Raw genomic sequence first — 22,414 nt, forward strand, 5'->3', positions numbered from 1 at the left:
TTCTTCCGGGGTGGTTCGGGCCAGCCCACTGCAATGCTGGGTCGACGCGGGAGGTTCGCCGGGTTCTGAATGCGCGCAGGGCGGTGCAACGGGTTATCATCGCATTGGAAATATCCGTGTGGGGTCTCTCACCGAACGTTCCCACCATCCCATGCGGCAGGTTTGGACAGCTCAATCGAGAAATGCCGGGGTGCAATCCTCTGCCGCTGCCGGCAACCGAACCGATGGCACGACCGCGATTCTTGCTCGGACTGAGGATGGTCGGGCTCGAGGGTCTTGTCCGCCAGCTTGCCCAGGAGGTTCTGCCCTGTCGTCCCACGATGTCCATGCCCAGGGCCGGCGCGGGGGTCGCACAGACCTATCGATTTGCGATCAAGGACCCCCGGTCGCCTCACGGATTGGCTCGATGCCTTCTCGAGATCAGTCGGACAGGCGCTGTGTCGCAGGTCGAATAACCAATATTGGCGACGACGATTTCCGGCTCCCCTGGTTCCTGGCTGCGACATTTGTGATGCATCCTGGCCGTTCGGCCTGGCTCCGGATATGGGCCGAACGGGGGCCTGCCGCCGAGGATCGTTGCGCATAGCGGTCGCGCCGCCGCGCCGGATTGGTGCTGTCCTGCATCGCATATCGGCTGAGGATCTGCGTGCCGGGCCACCAACCGTGCCCTGCCCAAGTCTAGGCCTTCAACGACCCCGAAGGACGCGGTTCTGACGATGCCGAACTCCAGGCGTTGTCCAATGACTGGGCGCACGCCGATCAGGCGGACACATCGGAGTGACGGCGAAATGACATCATCTTGGCGGTCAATGTCGGGACCACGGACCGGAACATGCACCGGGCATGCCCTCAGACGAATGCCTTCTGCCAGAAGAGGTCAGTTGGAGAATGATAGGTTCAAGACTACCGCGTGCCCGCAGTCGATATTTTGTTGCGGAAGTAGCTTGACCCGGAAGACCCCGTTACGGAAGTCGGGATCCCGCCTAATATCCGAAATCGTTCGAGGATCGCCGAGCAACCCACTCACATGACGGCATCTTTGCGGATCCTGTAGTAGCGCGGGCGTGTCTTGAACTGGCGACCCATCCGCCATTTCCACGAGTTCCGCTCGTCTCCGGGCGCCACGACCCCCTGCTTGACCAGCTCAGGAAGCAACGCGCGGAAACCGGGGATCAGATTGGCCTGAGTGGCGGTCAGATATATGAACGTGTCGTCCTGCCAGCTGCGTTCCGGATCAGCCCTGTCGGCCTCGCTGCCGGCATCCAACCACGAAAACACATCGCGGTTTTCGGCGATGAACGCTGCCAGACGCCGCACGACATTCCCTGGCTTCACTGTGCCATCCTGACCAGGAAGCCACCGCGCCGCGATCGCACCGAGCGCTTCCGTTGCGCTGCCCCTCGGCCATGGCAGAAGGCCGAAGGTGATCGCCATTTCTCCGGCCACGGCGACCAGGGCAAGGCGGCGCAGAGCCTCGCGCAGAGGGCCCTCGACAGCAGTCACGGGGCAATCCGCCCGCGCGCAGATCTTGGAGGCCATCGCAGCGATCCGTTCCGGGAGAACACCGCCAAGGGCCTTCTGACCAGCAAGGATCTGCCCGATGAAGGCGGGGAGGAGATGACCATGATGCGCCTCTGCACCCTGCCTCAGGGCCGCAAGAAAACCATCCGCATCCGCATGGCCATGCAGCGTCTGAAAGGCCCCGTAAGAACCAGTTCCCGCGGCAATGTCGATCACCCGCGAGGTCACGGCCGCCGCGACGATCTTGCGGTGCTGCGCCAGGAGATTGCTCAGGGGCCGTTCACCGGTGGAAAGCCGGATCCCATGCCAGGACCAGTCATGCGGGCCGACAGCCTCGTCTCCGAGGCCCGCCAGCCGTTCCAGAAGCCGCCCCGAGGGGTTCTCTGACAGGCAATCCAGATCCAGAAGCCCGTCGCAGGTTTGCTCCAGAAGGCGATCCAGCCGTTCCGTATCGATCGTCCAGCTCAGCCGCAGCGTTGGCGCATGATCCACGCTGGCGGCGATGAGGGCCAGGTGGGACTTTCCGATCGGACCCTTGCCGTGCAGGTGAAACGTCCCGGTCTGCATCCCGGCCGGCCGCATCAGGGGCGCGGCCAAGGCGGCGCAGATGGCAAAGATCATCAGGTCGTTGCCGAGGGCAGGGCGCGCGACGGCCTCCTGCCAGCCGGCCAGCGTGCCGGCCCGCTGCGGCGGCCGGGGATTTGCCAGAAGCGCCGGCCCGGGCTCCGTGGGACAGGCCCCCAGGCAAGTGCCGTCGGCACGCATGTAAACCTCCTCGCAAGAGGTCCGCAGCCATCCAGAGCGGTCGGTCCGCAGGGCGTCCGGGACGTTGCGCCAACCCTGCAGAAGCCTCTTCAAGGAGGACGACTGCCCGACCATGGTGAAGCCGTGATCGGCAAGCCGCGCGATGGCGCGGGATCCGTTCAGCGCGACATTCTCCAGCACCATACGTGCAACAGAGCGGTGCCGCGTCGCAAAGGCCACCTCGACAGCGTAGCCCGAGCCGTCCTGCCGCCGTGCCCATCGGAGCGGCAGGATCAGGTCGCAGATCCGGGTATTGTCCATGTCGCAGATGAACCCGGCCTTGAGTTTGAAACCGGAATGCAGGCCCGATGCCACCCGGTCTTCCAGCTCCTCCATCGTCAGCATGCGCAGTGCTGGTTCTGTCAGGTCAGCGCTTTGAGCCGCGAGAGACCAAGGGCGCGTCCCGGCCGATCCTTCCATGCCGTTGCTCATCATGTCGTTCATACGCGGCTCCATCATCATGCGGGTCGACATGGCGACGCCCGATGCTTTCCACGATGAGCAGGCTCATTGTCCTTGGACCGTTGGACCGTTGGACCAGAGCCGCGTCATGATCGGAGAGAACAGGGGCGATCACCTGATTCGACCATCCGCAGAAACAAGAAAAAGTCTCGCGGCATGTGTTGAGCATCCGCAGGTATCCGCAGCTGCCCAGATGGAACCAACTGACAGAACAGGGCCACGAAACTTGCAGTTTTGCTGACACAACAAGGGGAAATTACGGAGCCGCGCTAGAAATGATAGACGTTTAATCCGCCGCATTTTGTATCAAGCATGGGAGGAGCCGCGGCAGCAATGACGATGGCCCTGCCGTCGTCGCCGTGATCTCGCCGGGTCAGATGACGTCACGCATGCCTTGGACCGGCAATTGGACCGAATCGTCAGGGATGATCAGAATCCCTTTGCTCACGTTGGGAGTGGCCTCCACCTGACCAAGCTGTGGAACCTCCCATGATGCGGATCTGCAGGCTTTCCTTTTCCTGTAACCCCGTTTCCAACGCAACTATCTGCCTCTCAAACTCGCCCTTCCGAGATGCCAGCGGCAGGAAGTCCCATGACAGTGCCGAGGTGACTATCGGTGGTAATATTGTCGTTCACACCGGGGGGATCTACATCGCCGGTCACGCCTCTCAGGCCGGACGGAGAAACCAGGCGTGGCAATATGCCCATCCGGTGACAACTGGGAACGATGTCATATACCGAGCGGAAGTATCGATCTTGTTTGGCGATGTGCTCGATGCAGGCCCGGTGATTCCTGCAGGTTCCAATGACTGCGGCAAGATGTTTGCATCGATTTTTTCGGCGGCAACCCTGCCTGCGTTATCCATGAGTTCGAAAAGCAAGTCGCGTTGCGGTATCGCTGATCCTATCGAAGAAGCGTGACTGGCCCGTGTGCAGCCAACATGCTCTCAATTGGAAACCTCCAGCGAAGCACGGTCCAAGATGACTGATCTCAAATGGCTGAACCCGCCCGAACACGTGACACAGGACGGTGACGTGATCAGGGTCACCACCGGTGACAAGACCGACTTCTGGCGCGGAACATTCTACGGGTTCTTTCGTGACAGCGGCCATTTCCTCCATCAGCGCGTCGAAGGTGATTTCACGGCAGAGGTGACTGTAAGCGGCGACTACAGGGCGCTCTATGATCAGGCAGGACTGATGATCCGGCTCAGCGAAAGCCACTGGATCAAGGCAGGCATCGAACGCACGGACGGAAAGAACTATTTCTCGGTCGTCGTGACCAACACCATGTCGGATTGGTCGCTTGTCGAGGTTCCCGGTGATCCGACGGACATCCGCATTCGCCTAACGCGCCATGCCGAAGCCATCCGGGTTCAGTACAGTCCGGTCGAAGCGACGTTCGTCCCAGTTCGGCTGGCATATTTTCCCCCAACCACTGCGGTGGATGTCGGGATGATGTGCTGTTCGCCGCAGCGTTCCGGTTTCGAGGCAACTTTCAAGGACTTCCGAGTGAAAGAGGCGATTTCCCGCGACTTGCATGCTTGACCGTTGTGGACGGCAAACTAACGAAACGGTGCAAGGAAGACTCTCGGCAGCTACTCTGATGGAGGATCGACCAGTAGCCCGACGATCAACCTTGCTGGGTGCAAGCGCCAATGGCCAGCTTGAGGATGTTGCGCGGGCACCTTCGTCAGTGGTCGAGCGACAATAATAGGCCGAGCGCGCTGGTCAGAGGTAGCCTTGGACTGTCCCGGACGTCAGGTTTGGCAGATCAATATGAACACCCGATCTGCGATAGTCTCACAAGGTGCAGCGAATGCATTCGCTGCAGGAGCCCGGGTGACATATTCAGCGATTGAACTTTTGCCATGCCGCATCTGCACCGCCAAAGCGGGCATTGCTTCTCTTCGATATTGTGTCGGCAACGACCTATGTGCTCGCGAAGCGGTAGCCGACACCGGCCTCGGTGAAGATGTAGCGGGGATCACCGGCATCATCGCCGATCTTGGTGCGCAACTGCCTGATGAAGACGCGGAGATATTGGCTGTCTTCACGATGCGCCGGACCCCAGATATGCTCCAGCGCAGCGCCCTGCGTCACCAGCCGGCCCGCATTCGAGGCCAAGAGCCATAACAGGTCGAACTCCTTCCGGGTCAGGTGGATCGGCGCGCCGTTCTTGCCGACGGTGCGCGTGGCGGCGTCGATCGTCAGATCGGCGATCTGCAGAACGGCGCCGTGCGGCGTCGATGCGCTGCGGTCGCGAAGAATGCCGCGCAGGCGCGCCAGCAATTCCCCGATGCCGAAGGGCTTGGTGACGTAATCCTGCGCGCCGGCGTCCAGCAGGGCTACCTTTTCGGCCTCGTCGGCGCGCACCGACAGGATCAGTACCGGCACCTGGCTCCATTCCCGCAGGCGCTTCAGCACCTCGCGTCCGTCGAGGTCGGGCAGGCCAAGGTCCAGGATCACCGCCTCGGGCGTGGTCAGGGCGGCGGCCTCAATTCCGGCGCGGCCGGTGGCTGCCTCGGTGACGTAGTGGCCCTCGGCTTCCAGCGCGACGCGCAGGAAGCGGCGGATGGGGGCCTCGTCGTCCACGATGAGGATGCGGGCGGGCGTCATGCGGGGGCCTCCGGGTTGGCCAGCGGCAGGGTCAGGGCGATGCGGGTGCCGGTGCCGTCCGGCTGCGACGGCTCGGCCTTGATCCGCCCGCCATGCGCTTCGACGATCCCGCGGGCGATGGCAAGACCGAGACCGGTCCCGGCACGCTGTCCGTCCCCTTCGGCCACGCGGTAGAACATGTCGAAGACCCGGGCGCGGGCCCCGGGTGGGATGCCCGGTCCGGTGTCGCTGACGGAAAGCTCGGCCTGGGTGCCCTTGATGCAGGCCGCAACGGTGATGGCGCTTCTGTCGGGGGCGTATTTCGCGGCATTGTCCAGAAGGTTCATCACCACCTGCTCGATCAGCAGCGGGTCGGCCAGAACCGGCGGCAGGCCCTCAGGCACATCGACCCTGACGTGATGATCGCGCAGCGCGCCGCGCAGGCGGTGGCGGGCGCTGCCCGCGATTTCGCGCAGATCGGCCGCCAGCCGCCTAAGAACCAGCGCGCCATGGCCGAGCCGCGTCATGTCCAGCAGGTTCTGGATATAGCGGTCGAGCCGCTCGCCCTCGTCGCGAATGGTTTCGGCCATCGCGCCGCGTGCGTGATCGGGAAGCTCCAGCGCCGGATCGGCCAGTGTCGAGGCGGCGCCGATGATCGAGACCAAGGGCGTGCGCAGATCGTGGCTGACGGAGGACAGGAGCGCCGCCCGCAGCCGCTCGGCCTCGGAGGCGACGAGCGCCTGTTCCAGATCGCCCTGCAGCGCGATCCGCTCCAGCGCGACGCCCAGTTGGTCGGTCATCGCGTCCAGAAGGCGCCGGTCGACAGGGGCAATCGAGCGACCGTCCGGAAAGGTGATGCCGAGGACGGCAAGCGGCCGCTCGCCCCGGCCCACGGGCAGGAACAGCCAAGCGCTAGCTGGCAAGGTGCCCGAGCCGCGACCCGCTTCCTCGCCGCGGCGCCAGGCATATTCGGCAGCCGAGGCGTCGCGCAGGGCAAGATCCTCGCGCAGGGGTTCGGCGGCCTCGATGGCCGGGCGGCCGCCCGGGCCAGGGCGCAGCAGCACGGTCTCGCAGCCAAGCGCGGCGCGGACATGGCTGGCGGCCGCGCGCAGCACTTCAACCGAGGAGGCGGCCCCGGCAACCTGACGCGCAAAATCGTAGAGCAGGTTCGTGCGCAGGGCGATCTCGCGTTGCGCCAAGGCTCTGTCGCGCAGTCGGGCGGCCAGGTTTCCCGTCAGGATCGACGCGATCAGGAAGAGGACCAGCGTCAGGATCTGGTCCTGTCGGATCACGAAGAGCGTGCTGCGTGGGTCAGTGAAGAAGAAGTTATAGGTCAGGAAGCTGAGACAGGACGCATAGAGCGAGGGCCACAGCCCCTGCCGCGCGGCCACCGTGATGACCCCGGTCATGAAGATCAGCGCCAGCGACGGGACGGGGAAAACCCAATCCGCCGCAAAGGCGATGAGGCCGGTGGCCGCCACGGTCAGCGTGGCCTTGCCATAGGCGCGCGGGTCGCGTTCGAGCGGCCATATCCGGGTGGGCGCGGGCGCGGGCTCGCCCTTGGGTTCGGAGACGACCGTCACCTCGAAATCGCGGCCGCCATCGATGACGGCGCTGGCCACATCCTCGCGCCACAGGCGCCGCCAGATCGGGCGGGCGCGGGCCCGGCCCAGCAGGATGCGACTGACATTGCGGCGGCGGGCATAGTCCAGGATCTCGGTCGCGATCGGTCCCGCCGCCTGCAGGGTTGCGACCTCCGCGCCAAGGCGCTCGGCCAGGCGCAGCGCCTGCGCGACCATGTCCTTGTCGGGGTCCGAGGCTGCTTCGGCATCGGCCGGGGTGACGGTGACCACCACCCATTCGACCCGCGCCCGATCAGCCATCCGCTTGGCGGTGCGGACCAGCGTCCGGGCAACCGGGCTCTCGGACAGCGCAACAAGGATACGCTCTTGAGCGGGCCACGGGCCGCCGATGGCGTTGGCGCGCATATGCTCCTGCAGCTGTGCGTCCACCCGGTCGGCGGCGGCGCGCATGGCCATCTCGCGCAGCGCCGTCAGGTTGCCCTTGGAAAAGAAGTTCTGCACCGCCCGCGCGATCTGGTCCTGGACATAGACCTTGCCCGCGCGCAGCCGCTCGATCAGCTCCTCGGTCGGCAGGTCGATCAGCTCGACCTCGTCCGCGCGCTCCAGCACGGCGTCCGGCACCGTCTCGCGCACGCGCACGCCAGAGATGCGGGCGACGCGGTCGTTCAGCGTTTCCAGATGCTGGACGTTCAGCGTGGTCAGCACGTCGATGCCCGCGGCCAGCACCTCCTCGACATCCTGCCAGCGCTTCTCGTGGCGCGAGCCAGGAATGTTGGAATGGGCAAGCTCGTCGATCAGCGCCAGAGCCGGGCGACGGTCCAGAAGTGCATCGAGGTCCATCTCGTGCAGGATGCGGTCGCGATAGAAATGCGCCCGCTTGGGCAACAGCGTCAGGCCTTGCAGCAGGGTCTCGGTCTCGGCGCGGCCATGGGTTTCCACGACGGCGGCGACCACGTCCACGCCCTCGGCCGCCCGGCGTCGCGCGGCCTCCAGCATGGCATAGGTCTTGCCGACGCCGGGCGCCGCGCCGAGGAAGATCTTGAGCCGCCCGCGCCCCTCGCGCCCGGCCTCTGCCAGAAGAGCCTCGGGTTCGGGACGCAGGTCGGTCGGGGTCATGGATCAGCCTTCGGTTGCGGGTGTAGTGGCCGCCAAGGGGAAGGCCTCGTCAAGAGCAAGGTTCACCGCCAGCACATTCACCCGCGACTCGCCAAAGAGGCCGAGCCAGCGCGGCTCGACATGGGTCCCGATGAGCCGGCGCACGTCAGCCTCGGCCGCGCCCCGCGCCCCTGCGATGCGGGCGGCCTGCGCGGCCGCGTTCTGCGGTGAGACATGGGGATCGAGCCCGCTGCCCGAGGCGGTGACGGCATCGACCGGCACGCGCGTGGCGCCGGTCTCGCTGCGGAAGGCCTGGGCCCGCGCGGCCTGCTCGGCCAGCAGCTCGGCGCTGGTCGGGCCGAGATTGCTGGCCCCGGCGCTGGACGCGTCGAAATCCACGGCCGAGGGACGCGAGTGCAGGTATTGCGGCGCCGTGAAGCCTTGGCCGACGAGGGCCGATCCGACGATCCGACCGTTCCGTTCAATCAGGCTGACATTGGCCTTGGACGGCATCAGCGCCTGCCCAAGGCCGGTCATCGCCAGCGGATAGGCGAGGCCGGTCAGCAGGATCATCAGGCCGAGGGTCGCCAGCGCGGGACGGATATGTTCGTTCATGGCGCTCTCCTTCACGCCAGGCCAAGGGCGGTGACGGCCATGTCGATGGCCTTGATCCCGATGAAGGGGACGATTAGCCCGCCGAGACCGTAGCGGGTCAGATTGCGCCGCAACAGCGCAGCGGCACTGGCGGGGGCGTATTTGACGCCACGCAGGGCCAGCGGGATCAGCGCCAGGATCACCAGCGCGTTGAAGATGACCGCCGAGAGGATCGCACTTTGCGCGCTTTCGAGGCCCATCACGTTCAGGACCGCAAGGCCGGGATAGGCCGCGATGAACAGTGCCGGCAGGATGGCAAAGTATTTCGCCACATCGTTGGCGATGCTGAACGTGGTCAGCGCGCCGCGGCTGATCAGCAGCTGCTTGCCGACCAGCACGACCTCGATCAGCTTGGTCGGGTCGCTGTCCAGATCGATCAGGTTCGCGGCCTCCTTCGCCGCCGAGGTGCCCGAGTTCATGGCAACGCCCACATCGGCCTGTGCCAGCGCGGGCGCGTCGTTGCTGCCGTCGCCGCACATGGCGACCAGCTGGCCCTTGGCCTGCTCGGCGCGGATCAACTCCAGCTTGTTCTCGGGGGTGGCTTCTGCGAGGAAGTCGTCCACGCCCGCCTCGGCCGCGATGGCGGCGGCGGTCAGGGGGTTGTCGCCGGTGATCATCACCGTGCGGATGCCCATCGCACGCAATTCCGCAAAGCGCTCGCGCACGCCGGGTTTGATGATGTCCTTCAGATGCACCGCACCAAGGATGCGCGGCCCTTCGCTGACCAGCAGCGGGGTGCCGCCCGAGCGGGCGATCTGGTCCACGCTGGCCGCCAGTGAGGCGTCCAGCGCCGCGCCGGTATGACGCAGGATCGCATCGACCGAGCCTTTCCTCAGCTGCGTGCCATCGGTCAGGTCGGCGCCCGACAGCCGGGTCTGGGCCGAGAAGGGGATCGCCTCGGCGACAGCGACCAGCCCCTCGGCAGCGCCGGGCTGCTTGCGGGCGATCTCGACGATTGACTTGCCTTCGGGCGTCTCATCTGCGCGGCTGGCGCCGAGCGCGGCGCGGGCCAGCGCCGCCGGGCTGACGCCCTGCGCCGGGATCAGCGCGTCGGCCATGCGGTTGCCGAAGGTGATCGTGCCTGTCTTGTCCAGAAGCAGCACGTCCACGTCGCCCGCCGCCTCGACCGCGCGGCCGGATTTGGCGACCACGTTGGCGCGGGCCAGGCGGTCCATCCCGGCGATGCCGATGGCCGAAAGCAGGCCCCCGATCGTCGTCGGGATCAGCGTCACGAAGAGCGCCGCGAGGAACACGACCGGGATCGAGGTGCCGGAATAGACCGCGAAGGGCTCTAGCGTGACCACCACGAACAGGAAGATCAGCGTCAGCCCGGCCAGAAGGATGTTCAGCGCGATCTCGTTCGGGGTTCGGCCGCGCTCGGCCCCCTCGACCAGCGCGATCATGCGGTCCAGAAAGCTGCGCCCCGGCTCGGCCGTCACGCGCAGGACCAGCCAGTCCGACACGATCCGCGTGCCGCCGGTGACCGAACTGAAATCACCGCCGGATTCGCGGATCACCGGGGCGCTTTCGCCGGTGATGGCGCTTTCATCGACCGAGGCAACGCCCTGGATTACCTCGGCATCCGCCGGGATGATGTCGCCCGCTGCTACGAGCACGATCTGGCCCTGTTTCAGGCTGGCGGAGGACACCTGCATGGCTGCCTCATGCGGGCTGTCGGGGGCGGGCAGGACACGCACCATTGTCTCGGATTTCGTGGCGCGCAGGCTGTCCGCGCGGGCACGGCCGCGGCCCTCGGCCAGGCTCTCGGCGAAGTTCGCGATCAGGACCGCCGCCCAGAGCCAGGCCGCGATCTGCACCGCGACGCCCGCACCCGGCACGCTGAGCGCAAGGTCGCGCAGCCCCATCAGCGTGACCATCAGCGCCACAACGGCGGTCGCGAAGATGACCGGGCTGCGGATCAGGGTGCGGGGCGCCAGCTTGGCCAGCGCCTGCCGCGCCGCCGCCGGGGCGAGGGCCGTCATCGACGGCAGGGGAAGTGTGGATTTGCTCATGGTTCCACCTCAGAAGCTTTGCCCGCCCAGCATGGACACATGCTCGGCGATGGGGCCCAGGACGAGGGCCGGGAAGAAGGTCAGCGCGCCCAGGATCAGCACTGTGATCACCAGAAGGGTCACGAAAAGCGGCCCGTGGGTCGGGAAAGTCCCGGCCGTGGCCGGCGCCGGGCGCTTCATCGCCAGCGATCCGGCGATGGCCAGCATGGGGATGATGATCGCATAGCGGCCCAGCAGCATGGAAATGCCCTGCAGTGTCGTGTGGAAGGGCACACCCGCCCCGAAACCCGCAAAGGCCGAGCCGTTGTTGCCTGTGGCCGAGCTGTAGGCATAGAGGATCTCGGACAGGCCATGCGGCCCCGCGTCCTGCACCGCCCCAAGGCCCGCCGGCACCACCGCCGAGATCGCGCTGAGCACCAGGATGCCGAGCGGCATCGACAGGAAGGCCAGCACGGCCAGCGTCACCTCGCGCCCCTCGATCTTCTTGCCAAGGTATTCCGGCGTGCGCCCGACCATCAGACCGGCCAGGAACACCGCCAGCACGACATAGAGCAGCATGCCATAGAAGCCTGCGCCGACGCCGCCGAAGATCACCTCGCCCACCTGCATGTTTAGCAGCATGACGAGGCCCGACAACGGCATGAAGCTGTCATGCATCGCGTTGACGGACCCGTTCGAGGCCGCCGTCGTCGCCTGCGCCCAGAGCGCCGAGAGGGTGGCGCCGAAACGGACCTCCTTGCCCTCCATGTTCGGGCCGGTGATGCCGGTCAGCTCGGTCAGCATCGGGTTGCCCGCCTGCTCGATGCCGTGGATCAGCACGAGGCCCGCGACGAACAGCACGCCCATGGCGGCAAAGATCGCCCAGCCTTGGCGCCGGTCGCCGACCATGCGCCCGAAGAGGAAGCAGAAGGCGACCGGGATCAGCAGGATCAGCACCGACTGGACCATGTTCGACAGGATCGTCGGGTTCTCGAGCGGATGGGCCGAGTTGACGCCGAAGAAGCCGCCGCCATTGGTGCCCAGCTGCTTGATCGCGATCTGGCTGGCCGCAGGTCCCTGCGCGATGACCTGGCTCGCGCCCTCAAGCGTGGTGGCGCGGATATAGGCGTCGAGCGATTGCGGCACGCCCTGCCAGATCATGAGGATCGCGACCAGGATCGAGATCGGCAGAAGCACATAGAGGACCGCCCGGGTCAGATCGGTCCAGAAGTTCCCGACCCGTCCGTCACCCGTTGCGACAAATCCGCGGATCACGGCGACGGCCACCGCCATCCCGGTGGCTGCCGAGACGAAGTTCTGCACGGTCAGCCCGACCATCTGCGCCAGATAGCTCAGCTGCACCTCGCCGGAATAGGCCTGCCAGTTGGTGTTGGTGACGAAACTGACCGCTGTGTTGAAGGCCAGATCGGCGGGCATCGGCCCGATCCCCACCGGGTTCCACGGCAGCACCCCCTGCAGGCGCAGGACGGCATAGAGAAAGACGAAGCCCGCCAGGTTGAAGGCGAGCACCGCCATGGCATACGTGGCCCAGCCCTGCGCGCGAGTCGCGGCCGGCCCGGCGGCGGCGAGACAGCCGCGCTCGATCGGCGCGATGATGGTGCTCGACCAGACGCGCTGACCGGTGAAGACCCGGTGCATATAGCCCGCCAGCAGCCAGGCGAGGCCGACCGTGACGGCACAATAGAGAACAAGGACCAGATAGCTCGTTGGCATGGCCGCTCCCTCAGAAGCGGTCGGGATGCATCAGCGCCACGACCAGATAGCCCAAAAGCCCCGCAGCAACGGCGAGGCCGAGGATCAGATCGAACATCTGGCCCTCCGTTACAGGCGCGTCAGCGCGCGGGTCCCGGTCATGAAAGCCAGAAACCCGCCCGCACCGAGCGCGAGATAGATGATGTCGAACATGCGTCACCTTCGTGTTGCGTCGGGTGGACGATCACCGAAGGTGGCGTAAGGAAGCTATGCGTGATCCCGGACGGTCGCGTAAGGAACGCGTAAAGAAATGGGTGCGGCGAGCTGCTATCGAACGACGCACCGACCGCTTTGCGTCAGTCAGACAATCTTCTGCTGCGTCGCCACATGCTTTATCAGCCTACAGCGGCAATGAGGCTGCCCTGCAGCGAATGACCGCAAAGTCCCGCAAACTGGACGGATCACGCAGGCGATCGAGGGGGTGCTATGCGGCACGAAGACGCTCGGGCGTGGGAACGAAACATTGGCCGATGCCTTGAGCCTTTGAACCACGAGGTCATGGCCGATGAACAACACCGCCCCCTACGCACTTGTCGCGGATGACGATGCTCTGATCAGGATGGATGCCTGCGACATCCTCTCGGATGCCGGCTTTAGATGCTATGAGGCCGCCACGGCGGAGAAGGCACTGGAGATCCTCAAGGAGTTTGGCCCCAATATCAGGCTGCTTTTCAGCGATGTGCAGATGCCCCCCGGAACGCTGACAGGGTTCGATCTGGCATGGCAATGCGCGCGCAAATGGCCAGATATCGGTATCCTGATCGCGTCGGGTGGGATGACGCCCGGGCCCGGCGACATGCCACCGAGCGGGACGTTCATCACCAAGCCATTCAGCGCCGCAGTCGTCCATGACCATCTCAGGAAGATCCTTCCGGATGGTGAGCAGCCGGAGCAACTGGAGAAAGCGGTGTATTCCACGTGATCCTGCCGTCGGGCCGACCCGCATAGCGCTCACGCCCCTGAGGAAGATGGTCATCATCGGCGGCTGGAACTCTCCTTTTCTGAGTCGTATCCAGCGCAGCGCGACCCACTGGTTTCAGACCGGCAACGGAGCTTCCAGCCTGTATCTGACACCAGCCGGATCGAACGAGAGCGTTGCGGTGCCATCAAGATCAGCCGGTGTCGATGTCTCGATGATGGACGTCCCGAAGCCTTGACGCTTGGGCGCGGTGACAGGTGGACCGCCCTCCTCGACCCAATCGAACTGAAACCGGTTCGGATCATCGTCGCAAAGACGCCACTGAATCGTGACCCTGCCACCATCGGCACTGAGCGCACCATATTTCAGCGAATTCGTCGCGAGTTCGTAGAGCGCCAGAATGAAGGCGGAAACGCCCTTTTCGTGCAAGGTGATCTCTGGCCCATCGACACGAATGTCAAAGGTCTTGAAAGGCTTCAGGGCCTCCTCGACCGTTTCCCGCAGCTCGGCACGCGTCAGGCTCTCCCGTGTCAGAAGGTCCTGTGCCGTGGACATCGCCTGAATGCGACCCATGGCCTTGTCCCGCGCATCGTCCAGATCCCGTGCGCCCCGCAGCGAATGCCTGAAGACCGCCTGCGCCGTCGCCAGCGAGTTCTTGACGCGATGGGCCAGTTCCCGGGACAGGAGGCGCCGATGCTCCTCGGCCCGCTTGCGTTCGGTGATGTTCTGCGAGACGCCCACCATGGTGATCTGCGGATCGTCCGGGGCCGTGATGACATGACCCTTGATCTCGATCCAGCGGATCTCTCCGCCCGGCGTCATGATGCGATAGTCGACCTGGACCTCGCACCGATCGCGAATGCCCGCCTCCATGGCCTCCTGCCACCGCGGCATGTCATCGGGGAGGATGGCATCACGAAGCTCATCGAGACCGAACTTCTCCTGCGGATCACGGCCGAAATTCTCGAGGCACTGCCTGGAGAAGATCGCCCGGCTGTTCGTCACGTCGAATGTCCAGATCCCCATCCCCGCCGCGCCCAGCACGAAGCGCAGGCGTGCCTCGGACATGGCGATATCCTGCATCCGTTTGGCGATCTCCGCCTCGAGTTCGCCATGCTCGAAGGCCAGTTCAGCCAAGCGGTTCCGCTCGGGCGAGACGTCGAACTGGGATGCGAAGAAATGCGTCAGCCGCCCTTCGGTGTCGAAGACCGGCGAGACAAGGAGACGGTTCCAGAAGGACGTGCCGTCCTTGCGGTAGTTCAGCAGGTCGATCTCGATGGGCTCTCTGCGTTCGATCGCCTGACGGACTTTTGCCACGTCCTCTTGATTGGTGCCGGGGCCCTGCAGGAACCGGCAGTTCGTGCCCAGGATCTCCTCCCGGCTATAGCCGGTCAGGTTCGTGAAGGCTTGATTGACATAGGTGATCGGGTTGTCGGGCTGGCCGGGGTCCGTGACCAGCATCGGCATGCGGGTCGCCGCGAATGCGGCTGCGAAAGGATTGTCCGCCGGGGGCAAGGGATAATGCGAAGACCCTTCATGCGGTAAGTCATATGACAATGGATCAGCCTCGATGAATGCGTCTGCGCTTATTTAGCTGTCGCGCGATGGAATTTGCACCCGTCTTTTGGAACATTCTGGCACTGTAGCCTTCCGACCTTTGTCTGTAGGACCTCGCACCTGAGGATGATAAGCGCTCACACCGAGCCAAAGACGCAGATTTCTTGATATGAAAGGCAGGCCTGGTTGCTAAGGAGCAGTCCACGCTGATGGACAATGCACGTTCAGGGCCCGTGACAACCCGCGCGCTGCGGGCAGCGGAATGAGCCCGTGACCGGCGGCATTTCCGGGCCAGCGTCCGGGCAAAAATCGGACGATGAGCCACCAGCCCTCGCGGTCTCGTAACTGCGGTTGATCTTGCTGTGACGGAGGATGTCCCACCTTGCTTGCGAAGAAGGTTTGATATACATTGTGGGAAGGATATACATTCCCGCGGAGGTTCAGATGCAGGTCGCAAAATGGGGCAACTCACTGGCTGTTCGGCTCCCTGCGGAACTGGTGCGGGACATGGGCCTCAAAGAGGGAGATCAGATCGATCTGCTGCCGGATGACGGCCCTCTGAGGATCCGGCGCCTGCCCCGTGCCGACGAGGTGCTGGACGGGTTGCGTCGCTTTCGCGGCAGACTGCCCGCCTCCGAACGGCTGAGCCGCGACGCCGCGCATGAGCGTTGAGTTCGTCGACACGAACGTCATTCTCTATCTGCTGGATGACGGCCCCAAGGCCGACCGCGCCGAAGCCATTCTGGCTCAGGGCCCCCGTATCAGTGTGCAGGTGCTGAATGAGGCGATGGTCAATTGTCGTCGCAAGGCGGGCATGGACTGGAACGACACGGCCAGTTTTTTGGCAGGGGTGCGGGCGCTGTGCCCTGTCGAGGATCTCACTCTGCGCACCCATGACGTCGGTCGCGCGCTTGCCGAGCGCTATGGGTTTTCGGTCTATGACGCGATGATCGTCGCGGCAGCCTTGATTGCCGGGTGCGAGACCTTGTGGACGGAGGACATGCATGCAGGCCTCCTGGTCGAAGGCCAGCTGCGGTTGGTCAATCCCTTCGCCTGACCGGCAGCATCCGAAACGGTCATTCGTCCTTCCTTCGCATCCTGACCGATATGCCGTTTCATATGGCTGCGGAGTGTGCGCCTGCGGAGCGCCTCTCGCATAGAGGCGATCCATGCGGGTGCCCAGATCACCATGACCGGTCGCGTCGCGTATCCCGCGCTGACGCTCGGCCTGCAGGTCGCGCATTTCGGGTGAGATAGGAAGGAGCTGGACCGGTCCGCGTCACCGATGGGCGCGGCCGCTCCGCGGGCGACGAGGGCAATCGCCTGAATGCCAGCCTGATCACTCTCGATATTGCGGACCGGACACCGTTGACCCGCGAGGTGGCAGGGGCCCGGGTCCAAGGCCCACTTCGCCCATCGCGGCGCCAGCGGCGTGCGGCGTGGCCCGGCCCCGCAGCGTCCTGCCATGATCTCTGTTATCGAGGACGTGTTGGAGGGCGGGATGAACTCCGCCCTTTGCGGCGATGCTCACGGGAGGACACGGTCCTCCCCTTGCTCGGCATGGAGATCGGCACTGCCTGGGGCCGGCTTCGGAGGCTTAAGGTCGCAGCTGCTCGACGACCGTGAGGGGCCAGTTTCTCCGCAACCGATAGGGAATGGCCAGGCATGCGATATAGCCGAGTTAAGGTCGTCAAAATATCCTGGCCATCATGGGATGGATGCGGTCCTTGAGAATTACGCGGCAGAACCCATGTAAGGACCTTTTGCCGCGCCTATGCTCATTGATCACGGTAGAGATCCGCTGGCTTGAATGGACGGATCACGTTCACTTCGACCATGCAGACGGGCGAGGTTTGTATGGCAGCACTGATGCCCGGGGCGTAGGCCGGAGGCAGGGATCCGCAGATGGGGCAATTCCTTTTTGCTTTCTGAAAATAGTTAAAAATGCATTGCGAAAGTGTTCCTGTTTCTCGGCGTTTCTCCGCCCCGTTGGTCAGATTTTCGGGATTTGGAACATCTTTACCGGAAAAATATATTTAACACGATTTTAATAAAATATTAAATATAGTTTTCTAAATTCATAAAAAGCCCTTATTTAATTGGGTTTTTTTAAATTTAAAATCTAATTTTATAAAAAGTCAATATTTCGGAAGTCCGGTTTGTTTTTTATTTCGAAACGCCCCTTTTCGCCCTCCTCTCCCTGGACTGGTCCCGATCATGTCCTGACGGGACCGGCCTTGGCGACGCCGGTCATCCGTCGCAGCGGTAGACATCCTGATAGCTCTGCCGCGTGCCGGTGAGATCGAAGCAGAGACCGCGGGCGCGGATGTCCTCGCGGATGCGGCTCATCTCGACGCAAGCGATCGAGCGTTCGGTGATCGAGATGCCATCCGCCATGCAGCGCTCCATGCTGGCGTGATGGCGGTCCACGAGGCGGCGGTCGGCGCCGCCGAGGGCACCGCCTTGTGTCGTCAGAACGATGACGGCGATCAGTGCGATGATGAGGGCCAAGGCGGTGGCGGCGATGACGCGGTGACGGCGGGAGAGAGGCATGATGGGGTCCTTCAGGAAAGGGGTGGGGCGGAGGGAGGCGGCCCGGATGCGGCCGCCTCGGGCAGGGTGATAGCGGCGGCGCATCAGCGCGCCGTCAGGGCATTGTGGTCGGCGAAGACCTCGGTGCCGGTGGCGCCGTAGCCGAGCGCGGCGGCCGCGGCGAAGGGGTCGCCGCCGATCGCCGCCTCCGGATGGCAGGCATGCAGATACATGGCGGTTACCAGAGTGGTGGCGCCGACGGGGGTCACGAGATCCAGACCCTGGTAGCTGCCGTCGCCCGAGCGGAAGGCGGGCCGTGCCTCGGAGCAGAAAAACTGGACCGGGGCCGGCGCCTCCCAGTCCAGGGTGGCGGGATCGGCCTCGGGCGCGGCGGAGACGGCAGTGCGCAGCGCGACCATCACCAGTTCGCCCGGCACGGCGGCGCTGCCTTCGCCCACTACCTGGCGCGAGACCTGATCGACATGGATGCATTCGCCCATCTGGCAGCGGCCGAGATAGGGCGCCGCTGTCACCGCGCCGGGCAGGAGGAGCGCCGGCAGCAGGAAGGCAGGGAGGGGGATCGCGGAACGGTGGGTGTTGGTGGTCGAGGTGGTGGTCATGGTCGTCTCCGTGGTGCTGGGGTGGGTGAGGGTGGTGGTCAGTCTTGGCAGCGGGTGTGGTCGGAAAGGCAGTGGCGCAGGGTCTCGGGGGCATCGGGATCGAGGTCCCGCGCCAGGCGGCCGGGGCTGAGGGCGAGGTCCCGCAGCTGCCAGAGCCCCGTCGCGTCCGGGCCGTGGAGCGTGCCGGTCAGGCTCAGCGGCGCCTCCAGCGGCCCGAGCTGCAGGCTCAGCTCGGTCCGGCTCGGCGAGAAGAGCCCGCCGCGCCGTCTCGCCTCGGCCTCGAAGCCGTGGGTGCAGAGCATCTCGGTGGCATCGAACCTCTCGCCGCCACCGACATCGAAGGCCCCGGTCCGCAGTTCGGCCGGAGCGATCTCGAAGATCCGCTCGCAGCGTAGATGGGTGTGACGGGCCTCGAAGCTGCGCCAGAGGTCCCGGCAATGGGAGAGGAGAGGCCGCAGCCAGGGCTGATCTGCGTCGAAGGCGGCGCAGTCCGGCAGATCGGACGGCCCGTGCCGCGCGAGATCGAGTGCGTCCATTGCGGCGTCGAGGCGCCTGCGCTCAGCCTCCAGCACCTCGTCCCGCTTGGCCGCGCCGGCGCGGCGGGCCTCCTCGAAGGCCGTGGCGATCTCGGGTGCCGCCGCGCGGTAGGCAGCGCTGGCCGAGATCCGGGCGAAAGCGTCGTCGGCAGGCGCGTAGCCATTCGCGGCGATCGCCGCGTCGAGCGTGGCGGGTGCGGCCTCGATCTCGGCCAGGGCGCGGCTTGCGCGTTCCCCGGCGATCTGGGCGAGCCGGGCCCCGGCGCGGGCCTCGCAGGCGGCACCGGCCGCCTCGGCTGCCGCATCGCGCTCGAAGCCGAACGCCTCGCTCATCCGGACCATGCAGTGCATGCTGACAAGATAGGGCTCGGTGATCCGCTCGAACCCCTGCGCCAGTTCGGCCCCGCGGGCCTCCGCCGCGGCATCGGCCCCTGCCGTGGTCGCCGGACCGGCAGGCATGGCTTGCGCCGGGGTCGCGAGAGCGGCGGCGGTCAGGGCTGCGGCCATGATGGGGGCCATCACGGTGGCGGGGCGGTTCGGGAAGAGGCAGGTCATCAGGGTCATCCTCGGGTGGTGGCAAGATTGGGCAGCAGGGATCGGGCAGCCGGCATCCGGCCACCGGGCAGCTGAGCGCGGCAGGACGGACGGCAAGGCAGGCAGATGAGGCTGTCGCGGCGCGTCAGCGCTCAGCCGGCGGCGGGCGGGCGGAGCCGTGGCGTGCCCGGCGGCAGGCGCGGCACGGGGGCATCAACAGGCGGGGTCTCGGGCATCGGGGTCTCTCGGCTGCGAGGGATGGGGCCGGGGCTTGGGGCGGCGGTGAGGACTTGGCGCATCTTATTCACAGGATGCTTCTATTTCCATAGTATACTTCGTGGCGCGAATCGGGTTCTTTCAGGTCTAGGATCGGGATGACCGATCGTGCCGATGCCCTCCTTTCCGCCTTCGCCACCGTCCTGCGCCGGCACCGCCTCGCCGCCGGGATGACCCAGGAGGAGCTGGCCCATAAGGCCGGCGTCAGCCCGCGCTACGTCTCGCTGCTCGAGACCCGCAAATACCATCCCACCCTCGCCACAGTTGACGGCATCGCGCTGGCGCTCGGGATACCGCTGGCGGCCTTCGTCGCCGAGATCGAGGCGGAGCGCGCCGCTGCCGGCCCCCGCGGGAGCTGAGCGCGGCGCCAGCGCCGCCACGGTTGACACCGTCGCCACCCGCACCAATTCTGTCGCCGCCTGTCGCCGCCTGTCGCCGCCTGTCGCCGCCTGTCGCCGCCTGTCGCCGCCTGTCGCCGCCTGTCGCGGTCATCACCATCGCCCGCGCGGCCCAGTCCCCGGCCGCAGCTCCGACCTCGCGGCCTCGATCCGGGCGATGAGCAGCTCGAGCCGGTCCTGGGCCATCATGGCGCCGCGGGCGAGGCCGGCGCCCTTGGGGCCGGGGACGGCCTCGGCGGCCCAGAAGAGGAGCGCCAAGAGGTCGCGCAGCACCGCCGCCTCGTCCAAGGCCTCGGTCAACGCCTGATGGGAAGGACCTGCCGGCTCACGCACCGTCATGGCGCGCCTCCGTGGCGGCAGGGTCGGTGGGGCCGCCAGCAGCGGGGGTGGTGACGGCTGCGACGCCCGCGCCCGCCTCCGCGCCCCACCGAGCGGCGGCCGGCGCGGTGCGCGGTGCGGCGAAGGGATCGCCCTCGATGACCCGCTCGGCGAGGAGGCGTGCGGTCAGCGCCTCCAGTCGCGGGCGCTCGGCGATGAGCGTGGCGCGGGCGTGGCGCAGCGCGCGCTGCAGATGCGCCTCGACCCGCGCCGCCAGGGCCGGATCCGTCGCCAGCACTGCCCCGGGATCGGCCTGCCAGAGGAGGCCCGCGCCGAGCCCGTAGCCGCGCTCGATCTCGGCCGCCAGCTGCGTCGCGCGGCCGAGATCCGAGGCGGCGCCGCCGCCCGCGCCAGTGGTGGGCGCGCCGAGGATCAGCTCCTCGGCGGCGCGGCCGGCTAGGCAGCAGGCCAGCTGGTCCTCGAGCCCGGCGCGGGTGTCGAGAAGCGGCAGGTCCTCGACCGCGACATGGCCGCCGGTCATCCCGATCCGCGCGCCGGTGATGCGCCCACGCCGGGTCTGGTGCAGCATCACCGCGTGGCCCGCTTCATGAACCGCGACGCGGCGCAGCACCGCAGGGTCCTCGCGCCCGAGCCCGAGCGCGGCGGCAATGTCGCCCGCGGTGACGGCGCGGCCCGCTTCGCGCGCGCGGCTCTGCGCCTCGCGCAGCGCGGCGTCCAGCTCGGCCGGGCTGCGCCCCGCGGCGCGGCGGGAGAGCCGGTCGAGATCCGCGCCGGTGATCGCCCCACGCACCGCGCCGGGCAGTGCGGCGACCAACCGCGCCAGGATGGCGCGCACCGCCGCCGGGGAGGGGCGCGGCAGCGCCAGCACCCGGTCGATGCGGCCGGGGCGCAAGAGCGCGGGGTCGATGGCGCGGGCGTCGTTGGTGGTGGCGAGGACCAGCACCCCCTTGAGGCCCAGGACTCCGTCCAGTTCCTGAAGAAGCCCGGCGATCACCTGCGCGCGGTAGGAGACGGCATGCCGGTCGCCCGAGGCGCGGCTGCCGGCGGCGTCCAGCTCGTCGAGGATCAGCACGCAGGGCGCGTTGCTGCGGGCGCGGGCGAAGGCGGCACGCATCTCGCGCAGCATGTCGCCGAGATGGCCCGCCGCCTGCCATTCGGCCAGCGAGGCGGTAACGAGCGGCAGCCCGGCCGATCCCGCCACCGCGCGCGCGAGCCAAGTCTTGCCGGTGCCGGGCTCGCCATAGATCAGCAGCGAGCGGGTCATCTGCGACCAGGCGATGCGCCCCGCGCGCCAGGCGGCGATGTCCGCGACCAGCCGCCGGGCCGCCGCGGCGACGGGGCCGTCGAGGCACAGATCCTCCAGCACCGGGCCGGCGTCGCGTGTCCCTGCCGCCACCTCGGTCAGCCGGCGCAACTCGGCCGCGCGGCCGGCGAGGTCCGGCAGCCGCAGCGCCAGGCGCCAGGCATCGGCACCGAGTCGCGCCAGCGCCGCGTCCTGCGGCAGCGCGCAGTCGCCGACCAGCGGGCCGGGATCGCCGAGGCTGAGCGCGGCGGCCACCACCTCCCGGTCCGGGGGGCCGAGCTGCAGCACCGGCGGCAGCAGCCGCGCCATGCGCCGCGGCAGCTGCGCGGCATCCCCGAGGATCAGCAGATGCGCACCGCCGCCGCCCTCCAGCGCGTCCTTCCAGAAGCCGGACACGGCATCGAGCGGCTTGGTCTCGGGCGCAGTGGCCCGGCCGGAGCTGCAGACGAGGTTCAGCTTGCGGGTGGGATGTTCGGCCTCGATCAGCTGCGCCAGCACGATGGCCAGATCGCCCGCGAGGCCGGCGGGCCGGCAGGCGATCACGGTGATGGCGCCGGGCGCCAGCCACCGGGCGAGGTCCTCGGCCGTGGGCAGCGCCCGGCAGAGCCGCGCCAGGGCCAGCGCCCTGAGCGGCCGCTGCGCGAGGCCGGGGCGGGTCTCGGCAAAGCTGATCTCGGGCTCCTCAATGGGGACGGTCTCGTCGATCTCCTCGAGGTCGATCTCACCGATGCGGCCCTCGACCAGGGCCTCGAAGACATGCTCGGGCATCTCCTCCGCGGTGAGGGGGCGCGCGTCGATCAGCGCGGCGGCGGTGTAGAAGCGGGGCAGCCAGTCGGGCATGGGTCGGCTCCGGGCATGGGGAAGGAGGGCAGGGCGGTGGACGCCTTGCGGAGGATCTGGCCGAGGTGACGGGCCTCAG

The 22,414-nt window shown here is 66.6% G+C and carries 19 protein-coding genes; 6 read left to right on the forward strand and 13 right to left on the reverse strand.

Annotation, left to right across the window (positions count from 1 at the left end; all coding sequences use genetic code 11):
* Positions 1 to 1,023 precede the first annotated feature (1,023 nt).
* Entirely contained in the window at positions 1,024 to 2,769 is a 1,746-nt protein-coding gene (locus JHW48_RS16135; protein ID WP_170152301.1) for a DUF927 domain-containing protein, read from the reverse strand.
* 507 nt (positions 2,770 to 3,276) lie between these two features.
* Between JHW48_RS16135 and JHW48_RS16140 the strand changes: the two genes are divergently transcribed.
* Together JHW48_RS16140 and JHW48_RS16145 are read left to right on the forward strand one after the other, a co-directional pair.
* Positions 3,277 to 3,708: an LbetaH domain-containing protein gene (locus JHW48_RS16140; protein WP_147388098.1), complete on the forward strand. Its 432-nt coding sequence runs from the start codon at positions 3,277 to 3,279 to the stop codon at positions 3,706 to 3,708.
* 60 nt (positions 3,709 to 3,768) lie between these two features.
* A complete protein-coding gene (locus tag JHW48_RS16145) occupies positions 3,769 to 4,335 on the forward strand; it encodes a DUF1349 domain-containing protein (RefSeq protein WP_119886400.1) in 567 nt (188 codons plus the stop codon).
* Between the two features lie 384 nt (positions 4,336 to 4,719).
* Here JHW48_RS16145 and JHW48_RS16150 read toward each other — a convergent pair whose 3' ends face one another.
* The 6 genes from JHW48_RS16150 to kdpF are packed head-to-tail and all read right to left on the reverse strand — an operon-like array spanning position 4,720 to position 12,539.
* Positions 4,720 to 5,406, reverse strand: coding sequence for a response regulator (locus tag JHW48_RS16150; RefSeq protein ID WP_119886399.1), 687 nt, complete (start codon positions 5,404 to 5,406; stop codon positions 4,720 to 4,722).
* Complete coding sequence (locus tag JHW48_RS16155) at positions 5,403 to 8,084, reverse strand: sensor histidine kinase (RefSeq protein ID WP_119886398.1); 2,682 nt, start codon at positions 8,082 to 8,084, stop codon at positions 5,403 to 5,405. Before JHW48_RS16155 ends, JHW48_RS16150 begins: the two co-directional genes overlap by 4 nt.
* A gap of 3 nt (positions 8,085 to 8,087) precedes the next feature.
* Positions 8,088 to 8,678 (reverse strand): potassium-transporting ATPase subunit KdpC, encoded by a 591-nt coding sequence (kdpC, locus tag JHW48_RS16160; RefSeq protein WP_119886397.1) that lies wholly within the window; start codon positions 8,676 to 8,678, stop codon positions 8,088 to 8,090.
* A gap of 11 nt (positions 8,679 to 8,689) precedes the next feature.
* On the reverse strand, positions 8,690 to 10,729 hold the full coding sequence (gene kdpB, locus JHW48_RS16165) for a potassium-transporting ATPase subunit KdpB (protein ID WP_119886396.1): 2,040 nt from the start codon (positions 10,727 to 10,729) through the stop codon (positions 8,690 to 8,692).
* Between the two features lie 9 nt (positions 10,730 to 10,738).
* On the reverse strand, positions 10,739 to 12,442 hold the full coding sequence (kdpA, locus tag JHW48_RS16170; protein WP_119886395.1) for a potassium-transporting ATPase subunit KdpA: 1,704 nt from the start codon (positions 12,440 to 12,442) through the stop codon (positions 10,739 to 10,741).
* A gap of 10 nt (positions 12,443 to 12,452) precedes the next feature.
* Positions 12,453 to 12,539, reverse strand: coding sequence for a K(+)-transporting ATPase subunit F (gene kdpF, locus JHW48_RS18705; RefSeq protein WP_119886394.1), 87 nt, complete (start codon positions 12,537 to 12,539; stop codon positions 12,453 to 12,455).
* 447 nt (positions 12,540 to 12,986) lie between these two features.
* Here kdpF and JHW48_RS16175 point away from each other — a divergent pair, with 447 nt between their 5' ends.
* Positions 12,987 to 13,403: a response regulator gene (locus tag JHW48_RS16175; protein ID WP_119886393.1), complete on the forward strand. Its 417-nt coding sequence runs from the start codon at positions 12,987 to 12,989 to the stop codon at positions 13,401 to 13,403.
* A gap of 114 nt (positions 13,404 to 13,517) precedes the next feature.
* Here JHW48_RS16175 and JHW48_RS16180 read toward each other — a convergent pair whose 3' ends face one another.
* Positions 13,518 to 14,861 (reverse strand): PAS domain-containing protein, encoded by a 1,344-nt coding sequence (locus JHW48_RS16180; protein ID WP_240637857.1) that lies wholly within the window; start codon positions 14,859 to 14,861, stop codon positions 13,518 to 13,520.
* A 540-nt stretch (positions 14,862 to 15,401) separates the two neighbouring features.
* On the opposite strand from JHW48_RS16180, the gene JHW48_RS16185 reads away from it, so the two are divergent.
* Both JHW48_RS16185 and JHW48_RS16190 read left to right on the forward strand, forming a co-directional pair.
* Positions 15,402 to 15,629, forward strand: coding sequence for an AbrB/MazE/SpoVT family DNA-binding domain-containing protein (locus JHW48_RS16185; protein ID WP_119886406.1), 228 nt, complete (start codon positions 15,402 to 15,404; stop codon positions 15,627 to 15,629).
* Positions 15,619 to 16,014 (forward strand): PIN domain-containing protein, encoded by a 396-nt coding sequence (locus JHW48_RS16190; RefSeq protein ID WP_119886392.1) that lies wholly within the window; start codon positions 15,619 to 15,621, stop codon positions 16,012 to 16,014. Before JHW48_RS16185 ends, JHW48_RS16190 begins: the two co-directional genes overlap by 11 nt.
* A gap of 1,193 nt (positions 16,015 to 17,207) precedes the next feature.
* Here the strand turns inward: JHW48_RS16190 and JHW48_RS16195 are convergent.
* From JHW48_RS16195 to JHW48_RS16205, 3 genes are read right to left on the reverse strand one after another with little or no spacing between them, the layout of a single operon-like run.
* Positions 17,208 to 17,594, reverse strand: coding sequence for a hypothetical protein (locus tag JHW48_RS16195; RefSeq protein ID WP_147388097.1), 387 nt, complete (start codon positions 17,592 to 17,594; stop codon positions 17,208 to 17,210).
* Positions 17,594 to 18,109, reverse strand: a complete 516-nt coding sequence (locus JHW48_RS16200) for a hypothetical protein (protein WP_119886390.1) — start codon at positions 18,107 to 18,109, stop codon at positions 17,594 to 17,596. Before JHW48_RS16200 ends, JHW48_RS16195 begins: the two co-directional genes overlap by 1 nt.
* A gap of 38 nt (positions 18,110 to 18,147) precedes the next feature.
* A complete protein-coding gene (locus JHW48_RS16205) occupies positions 18,148 to 19,209 on the reverse strand; it encodes a hypothetical protein (protein WP_272835886.1) in 1,062 nt (353 codons plus the stop codon).
* Positions 19,210 to 19,553: 344 nt separating this feature from the next.
* Here JHW48_RS16205 and JHW48_RS16210 point away from each other — a divergent pair, with 344 nt between their 5' ends.
* Positions 19,554 to 19,814 (forward strand): helix-turn-helix transcriptional regulator, encoded by a 261-nt coding sequence (locus tag JHW48_RS16210; protein WP_119887966.1) that lies wholly within the window; start codon positions 19,554 to 19,556, stop codon positions 19,812 to 19,814.
* Positions 19,815 to 19,946: 132 nt separating this feature from the next.
* On the opposite strand, the gene JHW48_RS16215 is transcribed toward JHW48_RS16210, so the two are convergent.
* Both JHW48_RS16215 and JHW48_RS16220 read right to left on the reverse strand, forming a co-directional pair.
* Positions 19,947 to 20,192 carry a hypothetical protein gene (locus JHW48_RS16215; RefSeq protein ID WP_119887967.1) on the reverse strand — a complete coding sequence of 82 codons (246 nt, stop codon included), beginning with the start codon at positions 20,190 to 20,192 and terminating at the stop codon, positions 19,947 to 19,949.
* Positions 20,179 to 22,335, reverse strand: coding sequence for an AAA family ATPase (locus JHW48_RS16220; protein ID WP_272835887.1), 2,157 nt, complete (start codon positions 22,333 to 22,335; stop codon positions 20,179 to 20,181). The genes JHW48_RS16215 and JHW48_RS16220 overlap by 14 nt, the downstream gene beginning before the upstream one ends.
* Positions 22,336 to 22,414 lie beyond the last annotated feature (79 nt).

Source organism: Paracoccus aestuarii, from assembly GCF_028553885.1.
Classification (GTDB): Bacteria; Pseudomonadota; Alphaproteobacteria; order Rhodobacterales; family Rhodobacteraceae; genus Paracoccus; species Paracoccus aestuarii.